This is a genomic window from Pseudoalteromonas piscicida (assembly GCF_000238315.3).
Classification (GTDB): Bacteria; Pseudomonadota; Gammaproteobacteria; order Enterobacterales; family Alteromonadaceae; genus Pseudoalteromonas; species Pseudoalteromonas piscicida.
This window is the reverse complement of sequence record NZ_CP011925.1, coordinates 980,221-1,003,126: the sequence shown is the minus strand read 5'-3', so window position 1 is coordinate 1,003,126 and position 22,906 is coordinate 980,221. Positions and strand designations below refer to the sequence as shown.

Annotated in this window: 18 protein-coding genes; 6 read left to right on the top strand and 12 right to left on the bottom strand. The window is 42.5% G+C overall.

What is annotated here, in order from left to right:
* The first annotated feature begins 2 nt into the window (after positions 1–2).
* Positions 3–335 (top strand): hypothetical protein, encoded by a 333-nt coding sequence (locus PPIS_RS23800; protein ID WP_010373047.1) that lies wholly within the window; start codon positions 3–5, stop codon positions 333–335.
* A gap of 106 nt (positions 336–441) precedes the next feature.
* Here PPIS_RS23800 and PPIS_RS23795 read toward each other — a convergent pair whose 3' ends face one another.
* From PPIS_RS23795 to PPIS_RS23770, 6 genes are all read right to left on the bottom strand, one after another.
* The gene (locus PPIS_RS23795) at positions 442–2,616 is read right to left on the bottom strand and encodes a jacalin-like lectin (RefSeq protein ID WP_010373049.1); all 2,175 of its coding nucleotides are present in this window, start codon (positions 2,614–2,616) and stop codon (positions 442–444) included.
* Positions 2,617–2,972: 356 nt separating this feature from the next.
* A complete protein-coding gene (locus tag PPIS_RS23790; RefSeq protein ID WP_010373050.1) occupies positions 2,973–4,169 on the bottom strand; it encodes an alpha/beta hydrolase-fold protein in 1,197 nt (398 codons plus the stop codon).
* A gap of 242 nt (positions 4,170–4,411) precedes the next feature.
* Positions 4,412–6,199, bottom strand: a complete 1,788-nt coding sequence (locus PPIS_RS23785) for a TPR end-of-group domain-containing protein (protein WP_248694137.1) — start codon at positions 6,197–6,199, stop codon at positions 4,412–4,414.
* 130 nt (positions 6,200–6,329) lie between these two features.
* Positions 6,330–7,226 carry a helix-turn-helix domain-containing protein gene (locus tag PPIS_RS23780; protein WP_010373054.1) on the bottom strand — a complete coding sequence of 299 codons (897 nt, stop codon included), beginning with the start codon at positions 7,224–7,226 and terminating at the stop codon, positions 6,330–6,332.
* A gap of 245 nt (positions 7,227–7,471) precedes the next feature.
* On the bottom strand, positions 7,472–8,755 hold the full coding sequence (locus PPIS_RS23775; protein ID WP_010373056.1) for a DEAD/DEAH box helicase: 1,284 nt from the start codon (positions 8,753–8,755) through the stop codon (positions 7,472–7,474).
* Between the two features lie 55 nt (positions 8,756–8,810).
* On the bottom strand, positions 8,811–9,725 hold the full coding sequence (locus PPIS_RS23770; protein WP_010373058.1) for a dihydrodipicolinate synthase family protein: 915 nt from the start codon (positions 9,723–9,725) through the stop codon (positions 8,811–8,813).
* A gap of 174 nt (positions 9,726–9,899) precedes the next feature.
* Between PPIS_RS23770 and PPIS_RS23765 the strand changes: the two genes are divergently transcribed.
* A complete protein-coding gene (locus PPIS_RS23765; protein ID WP_019647319.1) occupies positions 9,900–10,553 on the top strand; it encodes a DUF6058 family natural product biosynthesis protein in 654 nt (217 codons plus the stop codon).
* 46 nt (positions 10,554–10,599) lie between these two features.
* Here the strand turns inward: PPIS_RS23765 and PPIS_RS23760 are convergent, their stop codons facing one another.
* Entirely contained in the window at positions 10,600–10,854 is a 255-nt protein-coding gene (locus PPIS_RS23760) for a hypothetical protein (protein WP_010373062.1), read from the bottom strand.
* A 457-nt stretch (positions 10,855–11,311) separates the two neighbouring features.
* On the opposite strand from PPIS_RS23760, the gene PPIS_RS23755 reads away from it, so the two are divergent.
* Both PPIS_RS23755 and ykgO read left to right on the top strand, forming a co-directional pair.
* On the top strand, positions 11,312–11,569 hold the full coding sequence (locus PPIS_RS23755; RefSeq protein ID WP_010373063.1) for a type B 50S ribosomal protein L31: 258 nt from the start codon (positions 11,312–11,314) through the stop codon (positions 11,567–11,569).
* 5 nt (positions 11,570–11,574) lie between these two features.
* Entirely contained in the window at positions 11,575–11,715 is a 141-nt protein-coding gene (ykgO, locus tag PPIS_RS23750) for a type B 50S ribosomal protein L36 (protein WP_010373066.1), read from the top strand.
* Between the two features lie 55 nt (positions 11,716–11,770).
* Here ykgO and PPIS_RS23745 read toward each other — a convergent pair whose 3' ends face one another.
* The 4 genes from PPIS_RS23745 to PPIS_RS23730 form a co-directional block, all read right to left on the bottom strand.
* The gene (locus tag PPIS_RS23745; protein WP_021032565.1) at positions 11,771–13,846 is read right to left on the bottom strand and encodes a basic secretory protein-like protein; all 2,076 of its coding nucleotides are present in this window, start codon (positions 13,844–13,846) and stop codon (positions 11,771–11,773) included.
* A 17-nt stretch (positions 13,847–13,863) separates the two neighbouring features.
* Positions 13,864–16,692, bottom strand: coding sequence for a TonB-dependent receptor domain-containing protein (locus tag PPIS_RS23740; protein WP_017216734.1), 2,829 nt, complete (start codon positions 16,690–16,692; stop codon positions 13,864–13,866).
* A gap of 195 nt (positions 16,693–16,887) precedes the next feature.
* Positions 16,888–18,336, bottom strand: coding sequence for a basic secretory protein-like protein (locus tag PPIS_RS23735; protein WP_010373072.1), 1,449 nt, complete (start codon positions 18,334–18,336; stop codon positions 16,888–16,890).
* 285 nt (positions 18,337–18,621) lie between these two features.
* Positions 18,622–19,014, bottom strand: coding sequence for a cytochrome b562 (locus tag PPIS_RS23730; RefSeq protein WP_010373073.1), 393 nt, complete (start codon positions 19,012–19,014; stop codon positions 18,622–18,624).
* Between the two features lie 189 nt (positions 19,015–19,203).
* Here PPIS_RS23730 and PPIS_RS23725 point away from each other — a divergent pair, with 189 nt between their 5' ends.
* Together PPIS_RS23725 and PPIS_RS23720 are read left to right on the top strand one after the other, a co-directional pair.
* On the top strand, positions 19,204–20,265 hold the full coding sequence (locus PPIS_RS23725; protein WP_010373076.1) for an ABC transporter substrate-binding protein: 1,062 nt from the start codon (positions 19,204–19,206) through the stop codon (positions 20,263–20,265).
* A 142-nt stretch (positions 20,266–20,407) separates the two neighbouring features.
* The gene (locus tag PPIS_RS23720; protein WP_010373077.1) at positions 20,408–22,051 is read left to right on the top strand and encodes a S8 family serine peptidase; all 1,644 of its coding nucleotides are present in this window, start codon (positions 20,408–20,410) and stop codon (positions 22,049–22,051) included.
* Between the two features lie 21 nt (positions 22,052–22,072).
* Here the strand turns inward: PPIS_RS23720 and PPIS_RS23715 are convergent, their stop codons facing one another.
* On the bottom strand, positions 22,073–22,903 hold the full coding sequence (locus PPIS_RS23715) for an EamA family transporter (protein WP_010373079.1): 831 nt from the start codon (positions 22,901–22,903) through the stop codon (positions 22,073–22,075).
* Positions 22,904–22,906 lie beyond the last annotated feature (3 nt).

The following is a 22,906-nucleotide window of genomic DNA, read 5'->3' as shown; positions in this document are numbered from 1 at the left end:
TTATGCGACAAAATTTAAACCAAATTAAGCCAGGGGAAAATTTAAACCAGACATCCACCATTAATTTGCACCTTCCAAAGATGCACCCTCACTTTAATGCCGTGTTGTCAAAAGAAGAATATAAAAAAGGCCTACTCAGCTATCTGGGCCAATACGGAAAATGCGATATCGAAGTCACAAATGTCATTGAAGGCCTTAATGCAGTGACCGTTGAGTATCTACATCCTTGCGTTGATCAGCAAGGTAATACGGATGAAAAAGAAAATAAGCAAAAGCTTATAACACTGTTTGAGTTTAACGGCGAAAAAATAAAGCGTATTCGCCACTATTTTTAATACTATCTGGTATTTAATTAACTGTTAAATAACTTCAAACGCCCGATATTCTAAACTGGACATTTGAAGTTAAATCCACGTCAAACTAGTTCTCAACAACTACCTGCTAATGTACGCACTTTTCATTGGTAAAAAAGTACTTTACTTCATAATCTTCACAGGTTGTATAATTACTACTGCCACCATTACTTGAGTTTAAGCACCTGAAGCCGGGACCATCGTAAACCAACGTTTGTCCTGTGAGTCTTGAATCTAGCTTATTTCCAACGACTCTGGCAATAACACCGGCAATATCATCGGCAGAGCAAGCGCTACTAATGCTTCCTTCACTTTGATGATTTGCGAACAGTTCATTGTCACCATTACTTGGATCATCTCTATCCAACCAAGGTGTTGCGTAGAGCCCTTTATCAAGTAAAGAGAGACCTATCTTATAGATACCTAAAGCGTTAATGTCTGAACCAGATGAGCCATGAAATCCAAAGATCTGCTGACTTGCTGTGCTTGAATACGTTGAGCATGTCCCATTCTTAGACCCTCCCGCTATAATCTGTCCTGAGCTTGATTTCATACTGACATAAAATATTGAGTCATAGCCGTACTTTATATTAGAGCGGCAAATCTCTACTTCTGCTAAATATTCGCCTCTGGCTGGTATCACACGTAACGGACCGCTCCATACACCATTCGTACTGCCGTGCGTAATACATTGAGTTTGTGGACTTGCGCTCGCATGGCTTACGGTTTGCTCTGTTTTATAACACGCTTTGATCCCTCTAACCGTGTCAGCAAAGTTTATTTGTACATAACTTAAATTATATGCACCAGTAACCAACGCTTTGCGTTTTAGCATAGCAATCCCATCGAACACACTACCTTGGTTAGTGCTACCTAACGCATTTTTTTTCACAAATCCAAAGTCTATGTATTCTACAGAATTTGCCAACCAGAAATCTTCAAACGGATTGTAATAATTTACCCAAGCCTCTTCTGTTGTATTTGCTTTTACAGCTGCTAACTTAGCATTTTCATAGGCATTATACGGCATTCCAAATTTGTAACTCCCACCGAGACTTTTACAATATGAAAAACCGCTCTGCCAAGAGCCCTTTGATGTAGATAGCTTCCAGTTACGGTTGTCATCGACACAAGCATGGAAACGTGAGTTGTTGCAGGCATTATCAGACACCATGTTGTTTGCGCCAATGCTAGCGCAACTTCCAGTACCATTTGGTCTATTTGGATTCCATGACCAAATATAATCTTCTATTTGTACTTCATTCGCGCCATAACCACTCGCTGCACTGGTATTATTTGCTTCGACTAGGGCAAGCTCTAGAATTTGAGCACCGCCTTTTGCCCATCCATTAATAACATTCCCGCCTCTTTTGTCTGGATCAGGACCATCTGGGTTCAACTGAGTCGCAGCATCCAGAACAACGGTCATATTATTTGCTTCATACTGTGACGTGATACTTGAATTGACACATTTATTTCCATTGTTTTGACACAAAGGCTGATTGCTTTGCAAATTTCCACTACTATCAAATGCGTCGACCCCGATGAACACGGTATTCCAAAATTTAGAGTAGTTTCCCTTTTTATGGTAAGAGCACAAATTACCACTCTCTCTGGGAGTTTGTACCACTGCGACAAGCTGCTTGCCTGCCGCTAAAATATCCCGTTTGGATAAATGAGAAACAGGTAATGACGCGCAAGTTTTATCTGTATATCCCCAGTCTGATGGGATAAATAGGATATCACCAACATCTTTTTGTAACCGTTCACCAATTTTATTGTGCCAATTACTATGGTGATTGCTTTTATAGGACTCAATTTTGAGCATAATCACCTCATCGGGGTTCGCTTCCAAAAAGTTCTTAATATCGTCTAACCCCTCGGAAAGCTTGGCATGAAAAACCGAACACACCGCACCTTCTTCTGTACTGTTGTGACACAACATCGGGGTTGAATCAAATGTTGCTTCGGGGTAGATGTCGTATTCAATTACTCTCATCCCTCGCCAAAGTAAACTTTCAGGTGAGTAATATTGATTCACATCAGTATACGTGCCCTTATTCCACGCGTGAGAAGCGTAAGCATTGTGTGCTCCAGCCCAAAGCGTTTTTGAGAACGGGGCAAAATTATCAATCTGTCCCTGCAAGTCCAGTCTTTTAACTTTCTCATCGCTTTTATCGATCGCGCTATTTGCCAAAAATGGCGTCGTTATCAAAGCTAAACTACCTGATAACACGAGCGCTAATTTACTAAAATGTTTCATTGTAAAACTCCTCTCCTTCTTACGGTATGGGTTGGGTCCTTAACCTGTTAATACACTCATTGAGTGCCAGTACAAGCAACCGATAATAAGGCTAGGTTGCAAAAGTGCAGCGAATGTGGAGAGGAACCTAGCTAAATTGACCTTTTACCGAGCTATAGTTTTATCTGCGGGCGAGAAAAAGCATGCCTAACGCAATGATTTTTAAATAACTAAATGTAGTTGTAGAGAGTTGAACGTCATCCCTAAAAAAGGACAGGTGTAATGTAGTGTAATAAGTTTGCCGATTATATAGAGTACGATAACCAACAAATAGGCCACATCGATTACCTAAGTGGCCTATTTACGCTTTTTGATTATCACTCACCAAGTAATTTAGTTAGCCGCTCTTTACGAGCAACAAAGACATCGTAGCCACCATCACCCTTCGTTGATAATGCCAGCGCTTTGTTTACTTGCTCTAAAGATGCTTGGTATTGTTTGTCGGTTTCATAGCCATATGCTAAGCCGTTGTAGGCATCTGCATTATTTGGATAGCGTGAAACGCCAAACTTAAACAACTTAATTGCTTCTTTCACGTTACCCATGCTTACGTGGTAATAGCCAAGCTCTCTGATCACGGCTTCCTGTGGTTCAAAAGCCTCGCCATATTGAGCAGACAGTTGTTGATAATACTTAGTAATAGAGCTCAATTCACCAGTATAAGCACGCGCAGGCATTCGGGTTGGCAAAAACAGCTTTTGATACGCGCTAAAAATACCAGCTGCAGACACAAGTCCATGCGGAACATTGTCGTAGGCCTCACTGAAAAAGCGCAAATCATGTGGTTGATTTGCTGCTAGAAAGCGCGCCATATCGTCGTATCTTTCGCGCATCACGCCGCCTTCCTCACCAATCGTGATATATAGAAAGTTATCTAACTGCTTCGTTTTGGAAATAAACGCTTTAGTACTCTTTGCTGTCGCGCCAAAGTTCCACCATACCGCTGGACTATAAGCAATATGCGCTTGAAATAGCTCGGGCTTTGCCTGCAAAGCATAAAGCGCAAAAGTACCCGCTGCAGAAGCACCTGCAATAACTTTAAAATCATGAGTGCGATAGGTCTCGTTCACATAAGGAATAAGTTCAGTCTCGATAAACTCTAAAAACTTAGGTGCCCCGCCGCCAATATCCATAGGTCCTGCAGGCTCTTTATTCTTAGTTGGATAAAGATCTCTTAACCTGTCTGTATTTTCAATCGCAACAATAATAACTTCAGGTGCCGCAGAAACGTTTGCTCCTTGCAAGCGCTCAAGTACAGCGGTCATCAACGGAAGGTTGCCTTTACCATCAAGGCGATAAATCACAGGATATTTTTTATTTGGGTTGGTGTGATAATTTTTGGGTAGTTGAATTGTAAAAGTCCTCTTTTCATCAAGTACTTTTGACATCAAGGTTTTTGTTTGTTGCTCATATCCTTGCTTTGTCTTTTCTTCGGACTCTGCCATTGCTGACCCCGAAAAGAGCGCCGCTAAAGTCACTGCAAACAAGCACTGAACTGCCTTACCAATTCTCATTATTATTATTCCATTTAGTTGATTTCACTAACAAAGCTAGCATACTGATTCAGGAATTGATAGCATCTTATGTCCCTCTTTTTGCTAGCTTACTTTTTAGATAGTCAGCGCATACACTTAAACAGAGAAATACAGCAAAGCGGCAATCACAAAGAAAACAACAATAACGCTGCTGCAGTTATCATTTATGCCACTTCCTTTTTATGATTTTACCTAAAAAATGCGCTCAACTAACGCGATGGTTACTTAACCAAACCATCGACGTTTTTATCTAAGACACTATAAATGGCTTTCATAGCGGGATCGACACCATTGAAGTAGCTTTTAGAGTCCGGCAATACCGGCATGTGAGGTGCAATCCAAATACGGTGGTCTTCTGCGCGAGAAGTTTGATGAAACTGCGACGAAACGAGTCCAAACACCCCACTGAACGGTAAACGGAACCTTCCAGCTTCACCAATATGGTTTGGCCGAGAACCACTTGGCTCTCCAACCAATATGGCATTGGTAAAACTATCAATATTGGTTAAGAGGTTTTGCGCTGCTGAAAAGGTATTACGTCCCATCACTACAAATAACTTGCCTTCTGGCTTTGCCGCTTCAAAATAAATAAGTGCCTTTAGTAATGGTGGTAAGATGGAGCCATTGCCGCCACTATTGTGTCGTAAATCCAGCACCAAGTGATTTACTTCACCATGTTTTATTGTCTCTATCAACTCCGTACTAAATTGCGCTAGCGACTGCGTTTTCATCTGTGCAACGGCATTAAACTGTGCGTACAAAACCCCGTTGCTTTTATCCACTTCGTACCAGTAAGGTTTGGTAACACTTTGTAGATACTGTGGGCTTTTTTGATGATTATTCGGCAAAGTCGGAAAACCGCGAAATTCAAATGTTCGACCACTAAGGCGAATGGTCTTTTGCATGCTCTGCGCATTTTCTACCGTGATAAACACTTCATTTGACGCATCGCTCAACTCTAGTCCAGCGAGTACTTCGGGCATGGCGAGATAATAAGGCGCAAGCCACAGCTGCTGCATTTCATTATCTCGCGGGTTAATCTCAGCAACTTTCGCCATTGCTTCTGCGGTTGGTGTTTGTCCAAAAGCTGTAACTTTATGACCGATTAAATCACTAAACTCAGCTTCAGCATCAACAATGTAAAGGCCATCGATAAAGGCATAAAACTGCACTGGCAAACGAGTGAAATTCCCTTTTTCTCCGAAAGTCGGCACGATAAAGTTATGCCCGTTACCAAGCGTGCCTATCATTTTCATCATACCGAAGACAATTTGCTGATCAGTTAACTTGGCTATATCTGAGCGCAAATTATTTGCTAACATAATTAAATCCGGGTTGTTACTTGCCTGCTCGTTAACATGCAACCGCTTAATTTCTGAGAGCAAGAAATCTAAATCCGCATTCCACTGCTGCTCTCGGTTGAGCGAAGTGTCTTTATAGTTACCTGTAAGACGCTGAAATTGCATATTATCTTTGATGGGGTCGAAAACACTTTTATTTGCTAAGCTACTGCGTTCGTCGTACCGCGTTGACAAAGACTTATTCAGCCACTCATTAGCTTCATCCACTTTACCCTGTGCGGCATACGCGCCTGCAATTTTTATCATAATGTCATTCGAGGAGCGCGAACCGGTAGGAATATTAGTTAGGTTTACACCCAGTGACAATGCCTTTTTCAGCGCAATGATAGCTTGCTCATAATGCGTTAATTGTATTTGCGTTAATCCCAATAGATACCAAGTATCTCCGTCATCTTGATACGACTGAGTAAGCTTTTGCAGTTGTGGTAACGCCTGTTGCCAATTTTTGCTCCGTACCAACGCTAGTGCGTTGATCCGTGTATTTAGGTAATCCACTGGGGATTTAACAGTTAGTTGCTGTGCAACATGCGCTTGTTCGCTCGTTGATGTCAGCGCCCGAATAGGTTCAGCCTTTGCAGGCTGCGCGATAAACAAACTACTAAAAGTCAGGCAAGTGGCCACATGAGTGAGAAAACTTGAATACATCATCTTTATCCTTGTTATCGATTTAACCCCAGATTACCTATAACGACTTTATATGGCGTGCAATATCAGGATTTTGTACTTCTACGACTTTAAAAAACATTCAGAATAAAGTCTAAGCGATTGTTTAATATACTTATATTAATTTTGAAAATTGACTTGGAGTGTAACCCGTTTGCTTTTTAAAAACACTGTTAAACGAGGATTTTGAGTTAAACCCAGCATTCATTGCGAGCGCTAACAGGTTGGGCGTTGCTTGCTTTTCGCACTGTAGTTGCTGTTTTACCTCATCGACCCGCAGGCTATTGATATACTCATTAAAGTTGTAACCACCACAAGTATTGATGGCCCAAGAGATATCCTTTACCCCAAGTCCAATAACCTCAGCAACATCGTGAATAGTCAGGCGTGGCTGGCGATATAAATAGTGCTGCATAATCGTGTTATGAATTGCATTGAATATCTCGGTTGGATCTTCTGACTGTTTGTCCACCTCATTGAACGTTATTTCTTGGGCTTGCGTTATCGAATCTTCGAGGTGTGGTTGATTGTGTACTTTGACAACCAGATAAAGATTAATTGCAAGTAACCAAACTAAGTCAATAAAATACCAGAGTGCTTTCGTGGTGATGTCGTTGTATGTTTGCATATTGAGCCTGACTAAATCCACCAAAGCAAAGAGCACAAACAAGACAACCGTTGTTCTGATCCACTGCAAATCGCGCGTGTTAACGTCCGCTCTGATCTCCGCTGATGCTCGCTGATAAAGGCCAACAAGCTGTACCGTAAAGGCAAAATAAATCAACTGACTGACAGTACCAAGCGCAATCAAAAGTTGGGTGTACTCCGTAAATGGAAGCGCCAGCAAAACAGGTAGGAAATGTATTAACCTTCGCTCTTGCTTATCCCGATTAGCATGCAGTAGATTTTTAAACAGAAAATAGACTAAAGGCCCAGTAGCTAGGGTGAATACAGGCGTGATAAGTAAATAGCTTCTAACCCCTAACGCTTCTTCAGCAAAATTGGTTGCCATCAGCACACATTGAAATAACAAATAGATGACGAGCATTCGTGCGCGTGGTTGATTGGCAAAAATTAATATTGCGAGGAGATAAGCTCCAACAGAGACGAGTTGGATTATGTTAACTGGAACAATGTGAAATGACTGAAGCACAAGCCGTATTTTTATAATTATTTTTCGCTATTGTACGCCACATTGGCTAAAAACAACAACGCCAGCGTACTAGCTGGCGTTGTGAATAAAGCAAATAAACAATTTTACTTCTTCTTTTGCTGCTTACGTACATTTGCAATACGAGAGCGGTTTTTTAATCTTGCTTCTGCACTTGCTTGATTCGAAGGCTTATTCACCCGCGCCTTACGACGTTGATGCGCGGGTTTCTTCTGGATAGTATCAACCAATCTTTCACGGTTTGCTACTTCGTAGCCCGGCAGATAATAGCGTGAAATTTGCTGCTCAATTAACTGTTCAATATGAATAAGATCAGATTCTTCTTCACGGCTTACAAAGGTGATCGCATAACCAAACTGACCTGCGCGACCTGTTCTTCCGATGCGGTGAACATAATCTTCGGCAAGGTAAGGCACATCGTAGTTAACCACGCGTGGCAGGCCAACGATATCCAATCCGCGAGCTGCGACCTCGGTTGCAACCATAACGCGTACTTTGCCTTCGGTGAACTCTCTTAGAGCGCGACGACGAGCGCCTTGAGTTTTGTCGCCATGACATACATTTGCATCTATGCCATCAAGCTTTAGCTCTTCAACTAGCTTGTCTGCGGTTTCTTTCATATTGACGAACACCAGCACTTGTTGCCAATTTTTGGTCCCGATCAGCTCAGATAGTAACTCGCGCTTACGTTCTTCTTTAACTGGATAAACAACGTGGCGAACCGTGTCGGCTGTACTATTTTCTGGCGTCGCTTGGATTAACTTAGGGTGATCCAACACTTGTTTCGCGAACTGCTTCATTGCAGACGGGAAAGTTGCAGAAAACAACAATAGCTGCTTTTGCTTATCCACCAGCTCAATAATTTTTTGCATATCGGTGATAAAGCCCATGTCTAACATGCGGTCGGCTTCGTCTAACACTAAGTGTTTAACGTTACTCAACGTGACATTACCTAAGCGGATATGGTCTAACAAGCGTCCAGGGGTCGCTACTAAAATATCCACGCCCTGCTTTAAGCGCTCAGCTTGGCCATTGGCGTTAACCCCACCAAACAGTGCCTGCACTTTTAAGTCTGTGTACTTTGCAAATGTCGCACAGTTGTTGGCGATCTGCTCGGCAAGCTCACGCGTTGGCGCCAAAATCAACGCTCTTGGCGTCGACTGTGCTTCAGCCTCAAGCAATTTTTGGATGATAGGTAATGCAAAAGCTGCGGTTTTCCCAGTTCCAGTTTGCGCTGTTGCGAGCACATCACTACCTTGACGGACAGCTGGGATAGCCGCCTGTTGAATTGGCGTTAATGTATGAAAATTGATGTCTTGCAGCGCATCTAAAAGAGGCTGTGCGAAACTAAATGAAGAAAACGTTGCCATAATAACCTACGACCGAGTCAAAAACGGTCGCAGATTATAAATGACAAACCGACTTTTAACAAAACTTAAGCAAGGTTTCGTCAATTAATTTTGGTGTCGAGCCGACAAAGTCACTTTCTTTTAACCGAGAGAGGAGTTCAATTCCCTCTTTTTGTTGAGCTTGCGACAGTGGCACATAAGGTAATCTAAATACCGGTTTGACCGCACCGGTCATAATCAAAGCCGAATTGATAGCGATTGGATTTGGTTCGCAGAAGAGCCAGTTCATTAACGGTTGTAGTGACTGGTTTAGTTCTGGGCTCGGTGTATCCATTAATTGTCTAAATAAACCCGGAATGATGTTTGAAGCAACAGAAATAACGCCATGAGATTGGCTGTTATGACGGCTATCGTGGGCTTGATCATCGTTACCTGACCAACACGCAATGCCTTTCGCTTCATAGTGCGCGATACGCTCATCACCCGCACATTCTTTCATACCAACAAAATGCTTGTGGCTGGCCAGCGGCTCTATAATATCAGGCGTAATATCTTGTCCCGTTCTGCCGGGCACATTGTAAATAAAGCCAGGACCGATTTCCAAGACTTCTTTCAAGTGTGCCTTCACACCGGTAATTGAGGTTTTACCATAATACGGGTTTATTTGTAATGCACAGTGCATACCTGATGCAAACCCATATTCAGTCGCTTTTTTTGCTTCTCTGGTGTTATTGCTGCCAGTGTTACCAACAATGAGCAATTTATCACCAAATTTATTCGCAGAATGGGCAATGAGCATTAAGTGCTCTTCCCAATTCATCAGTTGGCCTTCACCTGTGGTGCCACCGACAACAATACCATCGACACCGCCTGCTATTTGCGCTTCGACTAGCTTGTCGTAAGTATCTAAGTCAATTTCACCCGCCATTGTGTAAGGGGTTTTAATAGCGGTAATTAAGCTTGCTTTTTTTATTGATTGGATCTGATGCATGGTCTTTCTATTACTCTTCCAGTTGACAGCCATTTTTACCATAAATCTGACTGAGATCCGACCCATAAACCTGAGTAAATCGGTTAAATCTAACGAAATTTAACTTTAGTGCTTGTTATTTGCGTAAAGATCCAGCAAAATCCAAAGCACTGTATATTTATCCAGTTTAATTTTATGGGACTGACACATTTTCTAAATACGCACTTTTATACCACTTTGGAGCTGAGCAGCAGCTTAAAGATACCTGAAGAACAGCTCTTAGAATGGCAACAAATGAGCCTATTCCCAAATCCGAGTTATAGTATTCAAAATCAAATTAAGTGTAGTTCGTACTTTGGCCTGTACGAATGTGAAGAATATACTGATTTTTATGCCCGAGGCCTACTCAATTGGGGGCAACTTTTACTTAAACATAAAGTAGATCAATCAAGTAGTGCATTTGCGTTATTTCAACAGCGTTACTGTGAAGCACTTGCGAAATGTATTGAAAAAGGCTTTTACACCGAAGATCCAAGCTTTAGTGATGATCTTACAGAGCATGTACAGCAAGTTTGGCAACAGTTTTTATGTGGCAAGTATGGGGTGATCAGCCAAAATGGTCTCGTAGAGGAAGCGCTTTATATCGACCTAGGGCGCGCGATTATCGACGACATTACAGAAGCAAGAACCGCCAGCAGCATTGCCCCAGAGCAGCGTAGTCAAGTACACAGCGCCATGAAGCTACTAAACAAAGCATTGGCAGCCAATACTCAAGCTGAGCAAACAGAGTCGCTACGCACTCGATACATTGACCAATTGATTAGTAAGTACGACTTATCAATCAAATAATCTGCCGTCTGGCGCACAACCGTTTCGCCAGACAATCTATGCGTATTTATATTTGCTGTTCTATGTGCGCACGAATTATCTCAAATGCTTTTAAGACCTTTAACTGATCTTTACATAAGCTGTCGTACCAAGCATCGAACAGTTCATCATCTTGCTCACTGAGCGTTTGATACTGTGCCAGTAGTGTCACTATGTCACTATGTGTGCAAGAGAGTGTGTCTAATTCTTGCTGTAACGCGCTGTCATCGCTGCTGTGAAGCTTAGCTAAAATTGAGTTATCTAACTCAGCATGTTTATCCATAATAAATGCTCTATATCTGTATTGCGTTGGCGAACAAAGTACCTTCGCGAACGTACTAGGTTTTAATTATTTGCTAGGCCTCTCTCATTTAGTGAAGGTTATTAACCGTTAAGCCAGCCTCAATTGGATCTCACTCTTTTATCTCATATCTATCAAACCAAAAGGCTTACATCGATAGCTATATTCCAAAAAAGTCTATTCGCTACTATTCCGGTTAGGTATCAACACCAATATGACTACTTGAGAAACTATCTAGAACTAGTTATATCAGGCAATTTTAAGGAAAGTAAGCCCCTTTTAATCAACTGCTCAAGATGCATTCAGTTTAGTTCCGCATGCGTCGACAAATTAGGCGTATCGCACTAAATAGCGGCAACGACAAATTAGTTGTTGAGAATAGTTTTTATTTGATTTATATTGATACAATATAACAACACATTTTTTAGGAGTCGTTGTCGTGAAACCCAATATCCACCCTGATTATCAACTTGTTGCCTTCCATGATACATCGGTTGATAAGTACTTTATTGTTGGTTCAACCATTAAATCAGACAGAACCGTTGAACTAGATGGTAAGACTTACCCTTACTTCCCAATTGACGTCTCTAGTGCGTCTCACCCTTTCTACACTGGTAAACAGAAGTTGGTGGCAAGTGATGGTCGAGTTGCACAATTTAACCGTCGCTTTAAAAACCTTGCGACTAAAAAAGGATAAACCAGATGAAAGTACTGAGCTCACTCAAAAGCGCTAAAAATAGACCGGGGTGCCAAGTCGTAAAAAGACGCGGTCGGGTTTACGTAATTTGTAAATCTAATCCGCGATTTAAAGCGGTTCAAGGTAAAAAGAAGAAGAAACGTTAAAGGTCAAAATAAGTACGTTTTAAAGGTGGGCATTGCCCACCTTTAAACTAAAAGGCTAGTCTTTTGCTTCCCACAATGAGAATTCGCCTAGTTGAATTAGCCTTCCGCTAGCGCCGCCAATTCCACCGCTTTCACGGGTATGCTCAAGTTCCAAACGATACTGGGTATACGCATTTGGACTCTCGATAGCAAAGCTATAGTATTCCATCGTATTAGGTAGTTCGTTGAACTGTTGAGTATCCAGCGTAATCCAATTCGTACCGTCATTTGAGCCCTGTAGCTGCCACGCATTAGGAAAGCGATGAGGGTTGTCTCCCGCTGTCGCTAATGAGTAGTATTTTGCTGTTTTAGCGCTGTCAAACACATAGTTAACCTGGGCCTTATCAACCTGTTTTATCGGTAACAAGTCAGGCGCATATTGTGCAAGCCAAGCGGGGGCTTCCAACACCACATTAAATTTAGAGATAATATTTCTATCATTAAGCTTATCTGCTCCCTCATTAAAAGGCACAAGTGCAGTACCGTTTGTTGTTACCTGAGTGCTAGTGGGTGCAAAGTTCTGATAGCCAAGTGGTACTGGTGGTAACTTACCGACGCTTGCAAGGTAGACTTGATACTCTTCAAATACCGTATCAATCCCACGTTGTTCACCAAATATAGATTTAAAAGCGGTGTCTAAACTCCACGCATCAAGCGTTTTTGCTGCCGCATTAAACTTACGAATAAAATCCGTGTTACGGTGACTTTTTTCTACCCACTCAAAGAAGAATGCTGTTTGATCGTAAGCATCAACATTGTAGTGTTCCATCCAGCGAACTCCACCGCGTCTATGCTCTAAGTAACCAGCATCTATTCGAATAAAGTTAGCTAGCGCTTCAAGATAGGTGTGATAATCCGTGCCCGGACGATATTCTCCTTCAGCCGGAACGTTGTTGTAACCATGGGTCAGCTCATGCCACAGCACGCCAATGACTTCGTTACGGATAGCCTCATCTCCAAGACCCTCTAGGTTGGCGATGTGCTTAACATCAAACCTAAGCTCCATAAATTTGCCTTCACCGGCCTTTGAAGCCGGCGCATCAAAGTCTCCGGTAATAAAAGTAACGTGCTCAAAAACGTTGATTTCGGTTACATTATTAAATAAGCGCTTGGCAATCTTCAAAGAAATCTCATGAATAAGGGCATTTAGATCTGGTACCGCACGTTCAAGCGCCAGCTGTCCAGGGTGCTCTGGTAGTTCCTTTTTCACTTCAATCACAGGCTCTGGAAACCCTGCCCATGGCGAGACTGGATCCCACACACGGATAAAGTCTTGCTGAACTAATGTCGCTTCCCCTTTGTCGTTACTCGCAACCAGTGTAATGGTTTTTGGCCCTAAAGCTTCAAACTTAACCAATGGGCTTTGCTCTGTACTTGTCGCAGGAATACCACCTTCAAACGTCCACTGCCAGTGAGTCGGGTTAACTAACGACTCATCTCTAAAAACAATATACTCAGAGACTTCTGGAGTCGTGTTTGTTGCATTAAATGCGACGATAGGAATATCCGATACCGTTTTGATTTCGAGTTCCGCTAGTTGCGTAATATCAGCACCATAGCTATCTGTACCACCATGTACTAAATCAAATTTGAAGTAGCGATACTTTTCGCCGCTTTCGGCCAATTCAAAATTGCGAGTCAGTCCTCGAGCAGAGAATATTTCTCCCGCTCTTGAGTCCAGCTCAATCCAATCTGATTTATCATTTGAGCCGTATACTACCCACTGTTTTGGATCTCGGTTCGCTTCATCGTTTGCTGACGTAAAGCTATATTCTCTAAGTTCAATCTCTGTAGCGGCTTTAAACACTACAGTGACGTTTGACGCAAAAGCCAGGAATTTTGTACTCGTGTTAGCGTCGATAAGTTTGTCGACACTTTCACCTGCGGGCGAGGCTTGTACACCATCCGCTAAAATAGCCTCAATCTCAACCCCAGTATCTGAGGTGATATTACGCAGTGCGCCAGAGTCTGGCTGCCCGGATGATTGAGTTTGCTCTGGCTTATCACGTTCAACAAATTCAGACCCATCATTACAGCCTATTAGTGTCGCAGCGACGGCCATTGCCACCGTTGATAGCATTAATTTTCTCATTTCGTTACCCTTTATTATTAAAATTGGTAGTTAACTTTTAGTAAGAATTCGCGACCGTTCGTGTCATAATTACCCGCTTTATAGAATGGGTAACTTCTAAACGAGTCGTCTTGAGGTGGCATCGCATTTAATAAGTTTTGTACCGTAAACATCACTCGCGTGTTGTCATTAATGTAATGACCAATGGTTAGATTATGCTTTATCCATGCAGGTAACTTTTCTCTTTGACCAAAATCAGCACCGTTCCAATTTTTTCCTTTATAATTTACCTGCCATGAAATTGCGGTCTTTTCCAACTGCCAAGTCAGGTTAAACGATGCCATATCTTTGAAGTTATAGTTATCTTGACTGTCTAACACATCTTCAAGCGGATCTTCGGGACGAAGCTTTTCTTTTTTCTTTAAAACATGGCTGTAATCAAGCTTATAAATAAACTCGCCAAGTTCTGACTCAAACGTACCTTTCACACCAAAATTGACGCCGCCATGTTGTCTTTCCGCGGCGTTTATATAACCTTCTCTGATAATTGCTGCGGTGTACGGTAATCCTTTTTTCGTGTTCCCTAACCAGTCGGTTGCCAAACCATCTTGGTCAAAACGCTGTACTCTGTCTTGCATATTGGCGCATTTAGCAGAAGACGAATCAATTAAGCCGTTTTCACACTTCCAGACATTATCAAGAATTTCGCCAGACCCAAGTCGAGTAATTTTGTCTTTAAGGACAATGTCATAAACATCAACATTGAATGACAGCTCAGGGGAGTACTCATACACAAGACCAAAGGTTAATGAATGACCTGACTCTTCTTTTAAAGTTGGATCGCCTGCCGAGATTGTCTCAAAGTCAGCATCTAACTTTGGCTCGTTGATATTTGTTGTGTCTAAGTCTGCGCAGCTGATAGTTAATGCATCAGCATTATATTGAGCGGGATCACCTGTGGTTTGAAAGCGTAGGCAAGCATCTGCAATCACTCTGTCCGAGCCACGTCCAAAGTTACCAGCAAACCCTTGATATACTGAGCTCATGCTAGGACCTCGGAACGTTGTTCCATACGCACTTCTTAGCATCAGCGCGTCAGTAGGAGAGTATTTAAAACCGACTTGATAAGTGAATGCCCCCCCAACATCAGAAATATCATCATAGTGGTCATAACGCAGCGCAATTTCACTAGAGATCTGTTCAGTAATAGGGATCATAAATTCTGTCGCCGCTGCATAACGGTTACGTTCACCATCGGTGATAACACCAGTCAGACCGACAAATTCTTTATTTAGTATTCTGCTATCAGGTGTCGCCCTCGTCCCTTCTTTCATCAGCTCAATATATGCTGCAAAAGACACAAATCCAGCTGGCAATTCAAATAAATCCCCGGACAGATCTGCGGTTAGCGTTTCATTGAACGATAAGCCATCATAGGTTGCCCAATCAGCCATGTTATACATATTGTCTTGGGTCAGAGGCGCAAAAAAAGCTTGGTAATTTGGACGGTAGATTGGCATGCCGTCAACCTCTCCCAACTTTGGTCCTTTTAGCCAGTTATTTCCTTCAACCGTGTGATGCAAGTACCTATCAGAGAAATCGTATTGTGAACGGCTGAAGCCAACGGAATAATAGTAATCTGCTATTTCCCCTTCAAGACCAAAACTAAATGAATAAGATTTATCATCGTATACCCGGCCTAAGCCATCATTTGTATATTCTGAATCATTCACTATCCGCCACATATACTTAACTGGAGCGCCGTAGCCACCAGCTTTATTTTTGATATCAGGATCCCAAAACATGGAACCGTGAATTGACTCTGCATGAGCAAAGAAGAAAGGATTTCGTGCCCCTTTCTTTTCTTGATCGATATAAAATCCGTTAACAAAGAAGCTGTGTTCGTCGTTAATGCTGTACACCGAGTTGATATACAAACTCATGGTTTCAACTTGGTTTCGTAGCAAATTATTACCGGTTTCATCCCACCCACAGCTTAGGCCGTAATCATTGCGGCTTATAAAGTGCTGAACTGCAGTTGGGTGTGGATTATCATCTGTATTACAGTACTGCGCTGAATATTGATTTTTGAACTCGGTGTTCTCAGCCCATACGGTAATTGAACGATTGAGTTCTCGTTTGTTTGTTGGGTCTGGATTATCCCAAACGCTGTCATGAAAAGGTCTGTCGGCACCTGTTAGCGCTTCTTCCGTCTTGTATTCTAGCGAGTAGTCAAACGTAAAGTTGTCTTGTTCAAAACCACCAACAAACGACAAGCCTTTTTTATCACCCGTACCATAGGTATCTTGGCCGTAGAATGCTTCAACGACATGCTCGTCCATACCTTTTTTGGTGATAATATTGACTACCCCAGCCATTGCGTCTGAACCATAGATTGCAGAGCCGCCGCCGGATTGAATATCGATGCGCTCAACCATCGCCGTTGGCAACATATCGAGATTAACAAAATTAGTTTGGCCACCGTAAGGCATTGGGTAATAGGCCAAGCGCTTGCCATTAACGAGAATAAGTGTGTATTCAGGTCCAACGCCTAATAGGTTTAACTCTTTGGCGCCAGGTGTATAGGAGCCAGTTTCTACTTCACCGAGGACGGCACCACTGGCGGCTGAAATGCTACTCAGTGCGTCATACACTGTGTTAAAGCCACTTCTTACCATATCAGCGGAAGAGAGACTTTGAACATTGGTAACACCTTCAATGGCGATACGCTTAATACGAGACCCTGTCACCTCAACACGTTCTATTTCTTCTGCTTGTTCATCTGTTGCGGCTGTTACTGAGTTAGTTGTTACCGCTGCAAGAACAGCAGCGGCGATCAGGCTATGTTTATACATTATTGTTGTCATAAGACCCCCACAATTTAAAGGAACGTTCCAATTTTTTATTAAAATTCTATTTCTCCCTTAGCAAAACCAACAAAGTATTAGGCAGAAACCAAAAAGGGAACGTTCCAATTATGAGCAATAAAACAAACCTGTCAACAAATTATGTACATTTACAGTACAGTGATGACAAATTGTAATCACCTAGTTCTTGCTAGTTCATTGCAATTTCTTGGTATTTAGCTCACTTTGGTAACGAGACCAAAGCTTATCAAGGGACTCTCCAGTAACTGATTTTATTGCATCTTCAAATGACCAATCTTCTAGTTTTACCGCAGTTTGATTAAAACGATAGGCAAAATCAGGATGAGACTCAGCGAGCCATGCGAGAAAGAACCCAGTATTTGTGTATCCACCAACCCAAGAATCTGACGGCTTAGGTGAACGGGTTTTATGGAATCCAGCTTGAATGCGAATGAGATCAGCCATTCCTTCAATAAATGCATGGACATCGGGTTCAGTATAACTTCTTTCTTTTGGAAATAGCTGATATCCATGGGTAAGTTCGTGCCAGAGCACACCAAGGAGTTCGTATTCCACTTGCTCATCTGGTTGTGCAGCGAGTTTTTCGGTGATGTACTTTGAGCTAAACACGATTTCCATATTTGTTTCGTCTCCAGAACGATACGCTATTGTGTCCATCCACTTTAGCCTAAATGTAACTTGCTCAAACTCTGGCAGCTCTGCAAAGTGTTTGTACAACCTAGGGGCCAATTGGCGAGTTACGTCATCCACCGTAGTGGCTATATCAGGAAAGAGTGCTTGCAGGCGTTTCGACCCTGCCGACTCAGTATCTTCGATAACCACTTTGACCTTTGGCGGCTCAAAGCCTTTCCAAGGGTGATTTGGATCGTAGATTTTTAAATAGTTCGCACGGGTTTTAAGGTCGGAGCCATGCGCATTTTTAGTCATTAGAGTAACATTGTAGTTACCTGGCTTGTCATAAACTACTTCAACACTTTTTGTGGTTGGCAGCGCCGCTTTGCCCTCAACCTTCCAGTTCAGTGCTGTAGGTGAGTTTGCAGATATCGACTGCAGAGAAATTGGCTCATTAAGCTTGGCAACCATTTTATCTGCAGTAAAGTTCGCCAGTGGTAAGTTTGTTTGTGCATAGAGCGCCAAATCAGCGATTTGCAAAAAGCGGTCGCCCCACTGCGTTTTACCTTCTTGTGCTATCGTAAAGCGCACGTACCTCGCATCCGTTGTTTTGGCTAGGTCGAAAGCGAGTGTTTCACCCCGCCTTGAAAATACGATATTGTTGCGTTTATCAGCCTCTTGCCATACCTTACCATCTATAGATACGGCAACAGTCCAATGCTTTGGGTCTCGAGCGGGTGCATCTTGGGCTGAGGTGAGACTATATTGTCCAAGCGCTTTGACGTCTTTCAGATCAAATACAATCTCAGCGCTAGATTGCTTAGATAAGAATTTGCTTTTTAACGATCTATCAACTAATTGCTCTATTCCCTCACCTTGGATTTGCTCCTTTACGTCGCTCGTTACAGAGAATGCATCGCGTTCGGTGATGTCGTAGAGCGCATTGGCATTCGCTGATGAGGAGCCACAAAATGAGAGTAAAATTAGACTGGCTAATGAGGAGGTTTTCATTGAAATTTCCCAGATTAAAAACAAACATACTGGATCGTTCCAATTAATAATGCAACTTATTTTGAGCAGATTTTTATGTAATTTCTAATAAGTACAGAAAAGGATATCGCTATTTCACCGCTTTTGGAGCTGATGGAAAACTAGCGAGTGAGCCAGAAAGATCAAGCCACGACTCGCTAGTCTTTTTGCCATGTTCAACTAAAGCCAAGACCGATAAGCTAAGCCGCTGTGATAGCACAAGGAATAACCACAGCGATAGGATAAGTTAACTATTCGAATCTCAGCTTAGCTACCAAATAGTAACTCCCAAAAGCCCGGTGGCTCGTGTAGTTTGTGGTATTGCTTTCTCAGTTCATCAATTTTTAAAAGCATTTCACGGGCTTTTTCAACTCTTCCCGAGTCTACTTCTTGGCTCGCCTCAGTAATGGTTTCGAGTACTTTATTCAAGCCCTCAACTGACTCGGCAGACACCTCTTGCTTAAACTGAAATTGCTTACTTTCATTAACGAGTGTAGTCAGCTCGGTTAAGTGTGCTTGCATTTCTTGAGCAGATTGCGCTTTCATAGCCTGCTTATAAATATGGCCCATTTCCTTCATGGTTTTATTCAGTTCGCTTGACTCATGCGCCCCCCCTGACATCGAAAACAACAATACGAATATAAATACGATTTTTCTCATCAAAGTCCCCTTACTCTTTGCGCGCTAGTATAAAGCAATTAACGCATGAGCTAAATTCAATGCTATGAAAAATATGCAGGTTCCGAATAACATTCAAAAAACAGGCAGATAGCGCAACGATTCTAGCGTAAGCTATACTTGTAGCGTATTTAGCAGCACACTTTTTGAATATCAAAAATGTAGAGACTTATGATCCGAAAATTGTTGTTCATCTTTTTATTTTTATCACCGATGGCCGTGCTATCTGCACAACGATTCAACGTTCAGTTTGTAAACCCCGGCTTTGCAACAAAAAATCCTACAGGGGATTTTTGGTATAACGTCAGCAACGTGATGACTGCGGCAGCTACTAACATGAATATTTCCCTTAAAATAAGTTATGCGCAGCGCAACCATATTTTGATGAAATCGCTCGTAGAGCAAGCCTTGAAAAGTGATGCTGATTACCTTGTGCTGGTTAATGAAAAGTCGAGTGTCGTTCCCTATTTGTTAAACACCAAAGCCACCAACATTAGGATTATTTTCTTGCTCAATGGACCGTCTAAAACAGAGGAAGTGGCTTTGTTAAAGGCAGGACACCAACTCATTGGCACCATTGAGCCAGACAATTTCCAAGCCGGTTTTAAGTTAATGCATCAACTTGCGCGAAAAGCGCTTAGATCTTCTAATCCATCACAGCATGTATTAGCTTTGCTCGGTGATGTGGCGACGACTGCGGCATTAGACCGACAAAAAGGCATGCGCGCTTATCTTGAGCACCATACAGAGCTAGAATTAATTGCAGAGGCAAATTGTCAATGGTCTCAGAATGAAGCTTATCGCCTCACTAAAGCGTGGTTACAGCGAGATCCCGCAATCACAACTGTTTGGGCTGCCAATGATCCTATTGCTTATGGCGCATTACTCGCGGCTAAAGAGTTAAACCGTAAGATCGTCATAGGTGGGATTAATTGGGATGAAGGTATTGCGCCTAAGTTAGATGTTTCGATTGGAGGGCATGTGTTGCTTGGGGCCTATACCTTAGCTCGATTAGCACAATATCATAGAGACTTCACACCGATAGACAGCGTGACCTTATCTATATTCGAACCGCTGGATGACGCTCACTTACCTTTGTATCATGCCATACATGGAAACTTTCCTGAACACCTGGACTTTTTACGTTACATTAACGACCCAGCGCAATTTACCATTACAGAACTAACTCACTCACTTAATAAAAATAACCACAATAATAATATAAAAAATTGAGAATTTAAGAACGATTAATTAATGCATTAAACAAAACCCAGAAAGATAATGCAATTTAAACCTGTCTAATCTTTACACATTGACAGCGATGTCAACACCTGTTTTAGTAACAAACGTAAACAACATGTAAAACAGGTGAAATATGAAAAACAGTAATACAGTAGTAAAACTTCTTAAGCTTTCGACCCTTAGTGCCTGCGTTTGTGCAAGCCTTTCAGTTGCTCACGCAGATACACGGCGCGTTATTGTCACATTAAAAGACAGCGCAACACCAAATGTTCTGCCAGTGCGCTTAAATCAAGCAGAAGCGGCGCAGTTTAAAGCGCAGGCTTTGTCTGAAGCTGCCTACTCCACCTTAGGTACAGCGGCTGTCAACACATTGCCAATCATTAATGCATATGTCGCCGAAGTTTCTTCTGCGCAAATGCAACAACTACAAGCAAGTGGCAATGTTGCGCAAGTAGAAATTGACCCTAAACGTTATTTGCCAAGCGTAGAAACTTCGGCAATTGATTTACTTGCTGAAACCACACCTTACGGTATTAATATGGTGCAAGCTAACCAAGTATCTGACGGCTACAGCGGCAACCGTAAAGTCTGTATTATGGATACAGGTTATACGCTAGGTCACCAAGACTTACCTAGCACAGGCGTTACTGGTAATGACGGCTATGGTAACTACGACACAGGTGTGTGGAGTAACGATGGTAACGGCCACGGAACACACGTTGCCGGCACAATAGCCGCTTTAGGTGGTAACGGCACAGGTGTGGTCGGGGTAAATCCATCAGGGCAACTAGGTCTTCATATTGTTAAAGTGTTTAATGACCAAGGCCGCTGGGCATACGGTTCCGACCTCATTAAAGCAATTGAACAGTGTGAGCAGGCAGGCGCCAATGTAACCAGCATGAGTTTAGGTGGTAGCGGCAGCTCTACAGCAGAGCGTAATGCGTTTGAACAAAGTTATCAGCGTGGCATGCTACATATCGCAGCCGCTGGCAACGCGGGTAATAGCTCGTTGAGCTACCCAGCATCGTATAATGCAGTTGTATCTGTGGCAGCGGTCGATAGCTCTGAGTCAAAAGCCTCTTTCTCTCAATACAACAGTCAAGTAGAAATTGCAGGTCCGGGGGTTGGTGTAAACTCAACATGGAATAATGGCGCGTATCGTAGTATTAGTGGTACTTCAATGGCAACGCCGCATGTTTCTGGTGTTGCAGCTTTAGTGTGGAGCCACTTCCCGCAATGTACTGCTCAGCAAATTCGCCAAGTATTGAATACAACAGCAAAAGACAAAGGCCAAACAGGTCGTGATACTTCTTACGGCTATGGTATTGTGCAAGCAAAAGCGGCGGTTGATTATCTAACAAATAATGGCTGTGATACTTCAGGTGCAGTCAATGCAAACTTTAACTTCACTGTATCCGGTCTCACTGCGACATTTAACAACCAATCAACAGCAGGTAGTTATCAGTGGGAATTTGGTGATGGTGCAACAAGTTCACAAACCAATCCAGCACACACCTATGCTAGTGCTGGCACATATCAAGTGACACTCACTGTGACAGCTTCAAATAACAGAACTGCTTCTAAAACACTGGCAGTTACCGTTAGTGATGCACCAGCCGGGTGTAATGGTATCCAAGAATGGAGTGCAACTAAGTTCTACAATACGGGCGACCGGGTTTCATTCAAAGGCTTTGAATATCGTGCTACGTACTGGTCACAAGGCGCAAGCCCAGAGATCTACTCAAACGTTTGGACTAAAGTCGCGCAATGTAAGTAAGTTAGTCATTTTAAGTGGCGCTTAAGCGCCACTATTTAATGCCAACATTGCACTACAACACAAAATAACAGAGATCATCAGCCATTCTTTTATTGAAATTGCCTCTTTAAAGAACCACATCCCAAGCATACTCGCGCTGACTATGCCAATGGCTCTTTTAAATCCTTCAACAAGCCCCGGCTGAATTTCGGTTAACGCCTGCATTTGAAAGATAACAGCGACAGCGAATACCACAGAAGAAATAGCCCAGAGCAACCAATGTGCGCGGAAATCTTGATTTTTAAATTGTGGTCGTAACAAGATTAGATTAACAAAAAATACCATAAAGGTTAGAAACCCAGCATGAAAAGAGAGCGAGCTGTGTTGCAAAGCCTGTTTATCGAACACGATACAAAGCCCCCAGCAAAAAGAGGTGATTGCAACTTGTTTTGCACCAGGCTCTTGAAAAGAGAACCTGCCTCCTTGCAATAAAAACGAAGCGAGAACAATCGCAGCGATTAGTATTGACTGCAGTGTGGTTAAAGGTTCCCCAAATAGCAACCAAGCAAACACACCTGCAAGTGCTGGAGTGATGGATAAAAGAGGCAGGATAACCGCCATTCGCCCAAGCGCAAGGGCCTGAATAAAGTTTACGCTACCAATTGCAGCCAAAATTCCGCTAGCTATCGCAGGTGCTAGATAAGCAGAACTTGGAAGCTGTTTGTCAACAACCAACCAATAGCCTATGTATGCAGGTAAGACTAGCAAACTAAATATCACCGACATTTGCGCGGCTGAATAATGGCTCGCTAGTCTTTTTCGTAAAAAATCAAATACAGCCCAATTTAACGCACTGAATAAGGCTATGACCATTTA

What these genes read in the sequence shown, in the direction of transcription:
- PPIS_RS23800 (WP_010373047.1), top strand. Translation starts at nt 3, where the DNA reads ATGCGACAAAATTTAAACCAAATTAAGCCAGGGGAAAATTTAAACCAG.
- PPIS_RS23795 (WP_010373049.1), bottom strand. Translation starts at nt 2,616, where the DNA reads ATGAAACATTTTAGTAAATTAGCGCTCGTGTTATCAGGTAGTTTAGCT.
- PPIS_RS23790 (WP_010373050.1), bottom strand. Translation starts at nt 4,169, where the DNA reads ATGAGAATTGGTAAGGCAGTTCAGTGCTTGTTTGCAGTGACTTTAGCG.
- PPIS_RS23785 (WP_248694137.1), bottom strand. Translation starts at nt 6,199, where the DNA reads ATGATGTATTCAAGTTTTCTCACTCATGTGGCCACTTGCCTGACTTTT.
- PPIS_RS23780 (WP_010373054.1), bottom strand. Translation starts at nt 7,226, where the DNA reads ATGGCAACCAATTTTGCTGAAGAAGCGTTAGGGGTTAGAAGCTATTTA.
- PPIS_RS23775 (WP_010373056.1), bottom strand. Translation starts at nt 8,755, where the DNA reads ATGGCAACGTTTTCTTCATTTAGTTTCGCACAGCCTCTTTTAGATGCG.
- PPIS_RS23770 (WP_010373058.1), bottom strand. Translation starts at nt 9,725, where the DNA reads ATGCATCAGATCCAATCAATAAAAAAAGCAAGCTTAATTACCGCTATT.
- PPIS_RS23765 (WP_019647319.1), top strand. Translation starts at nt 9,900, where the DNA reads ATGGGACTGACACATTTTCTAAATACGCACTTTTATACCACTTTGGAG.
- PPIS_RS23760 (WP_010373062.1), bottom strand. Translation starts at nt 10,854, where the DNA reads ATGGATAAACATGCTGAGTTAGATAACTCAATTTTAGCTAAGCTTCAC.
- ykgO (WP_010373066.1), top strand. Translation starts at nt 11,575, where the DNA reads ATGAAAGTACTGAGCTCACTCAAAAGCGCTAAAAATAGACCGGGGTGC.
- PPIS_RS23745 (WP_021032565.1), bottom strand. Translation starts at nt 13,846, where the DNA reads ATGAGAAAATTAATGCTATCAACGGTGGCAATGGCCGTCGCTGCGACA.
- PPIS_RS23740 (WP_017216734.1), bottom strand. Translation starts at nt 16,692, where the DNA reads ATGACAACAATAATGTATAAACATAGCCTGATCGCCGCTGCTGTTCTT.
- PPIS_RS23735 (WP_010373072.1), bottom strand. Translation starts at nt 18,336, where the DNA reads ATGAAAACCTCCTCATTAGCCAGTCTAATTTTACTCTCATTTTGTGGC.
- PPIS_RS23730 (WP_010373073.1), bottom strand. Translation starts at nt 19,014, where the DNA reads ATGAGAAAAATCGTATTTATATTCGTATTGTTGTTTTCGATGTCAGGG.
- PPIS_RS23725 (WP_010373076.1), top strand. Translation starts at nt 19,204, where the DNA reads ATGATCCGAAAATTGTTGTTCATCTTTTTATTTTTATCACCGATGGCC.
- PPIS_RS23720 (WP_010373077.1), top strand. Translation starts at nt 20,408, where the DNA reads ATGAAAAACAGTAATACAGTAGTAAAACTTCTTAAGCTTTCGACCCTT.
- PPIS_RS23715 (WP_010373079.1), bottom strand. Translation starts at nt 22,903, where the DNA reads ATGGTCATAGCCTTATTCAGTGCGTTAAATTGGGCTGTATTTGATTTT.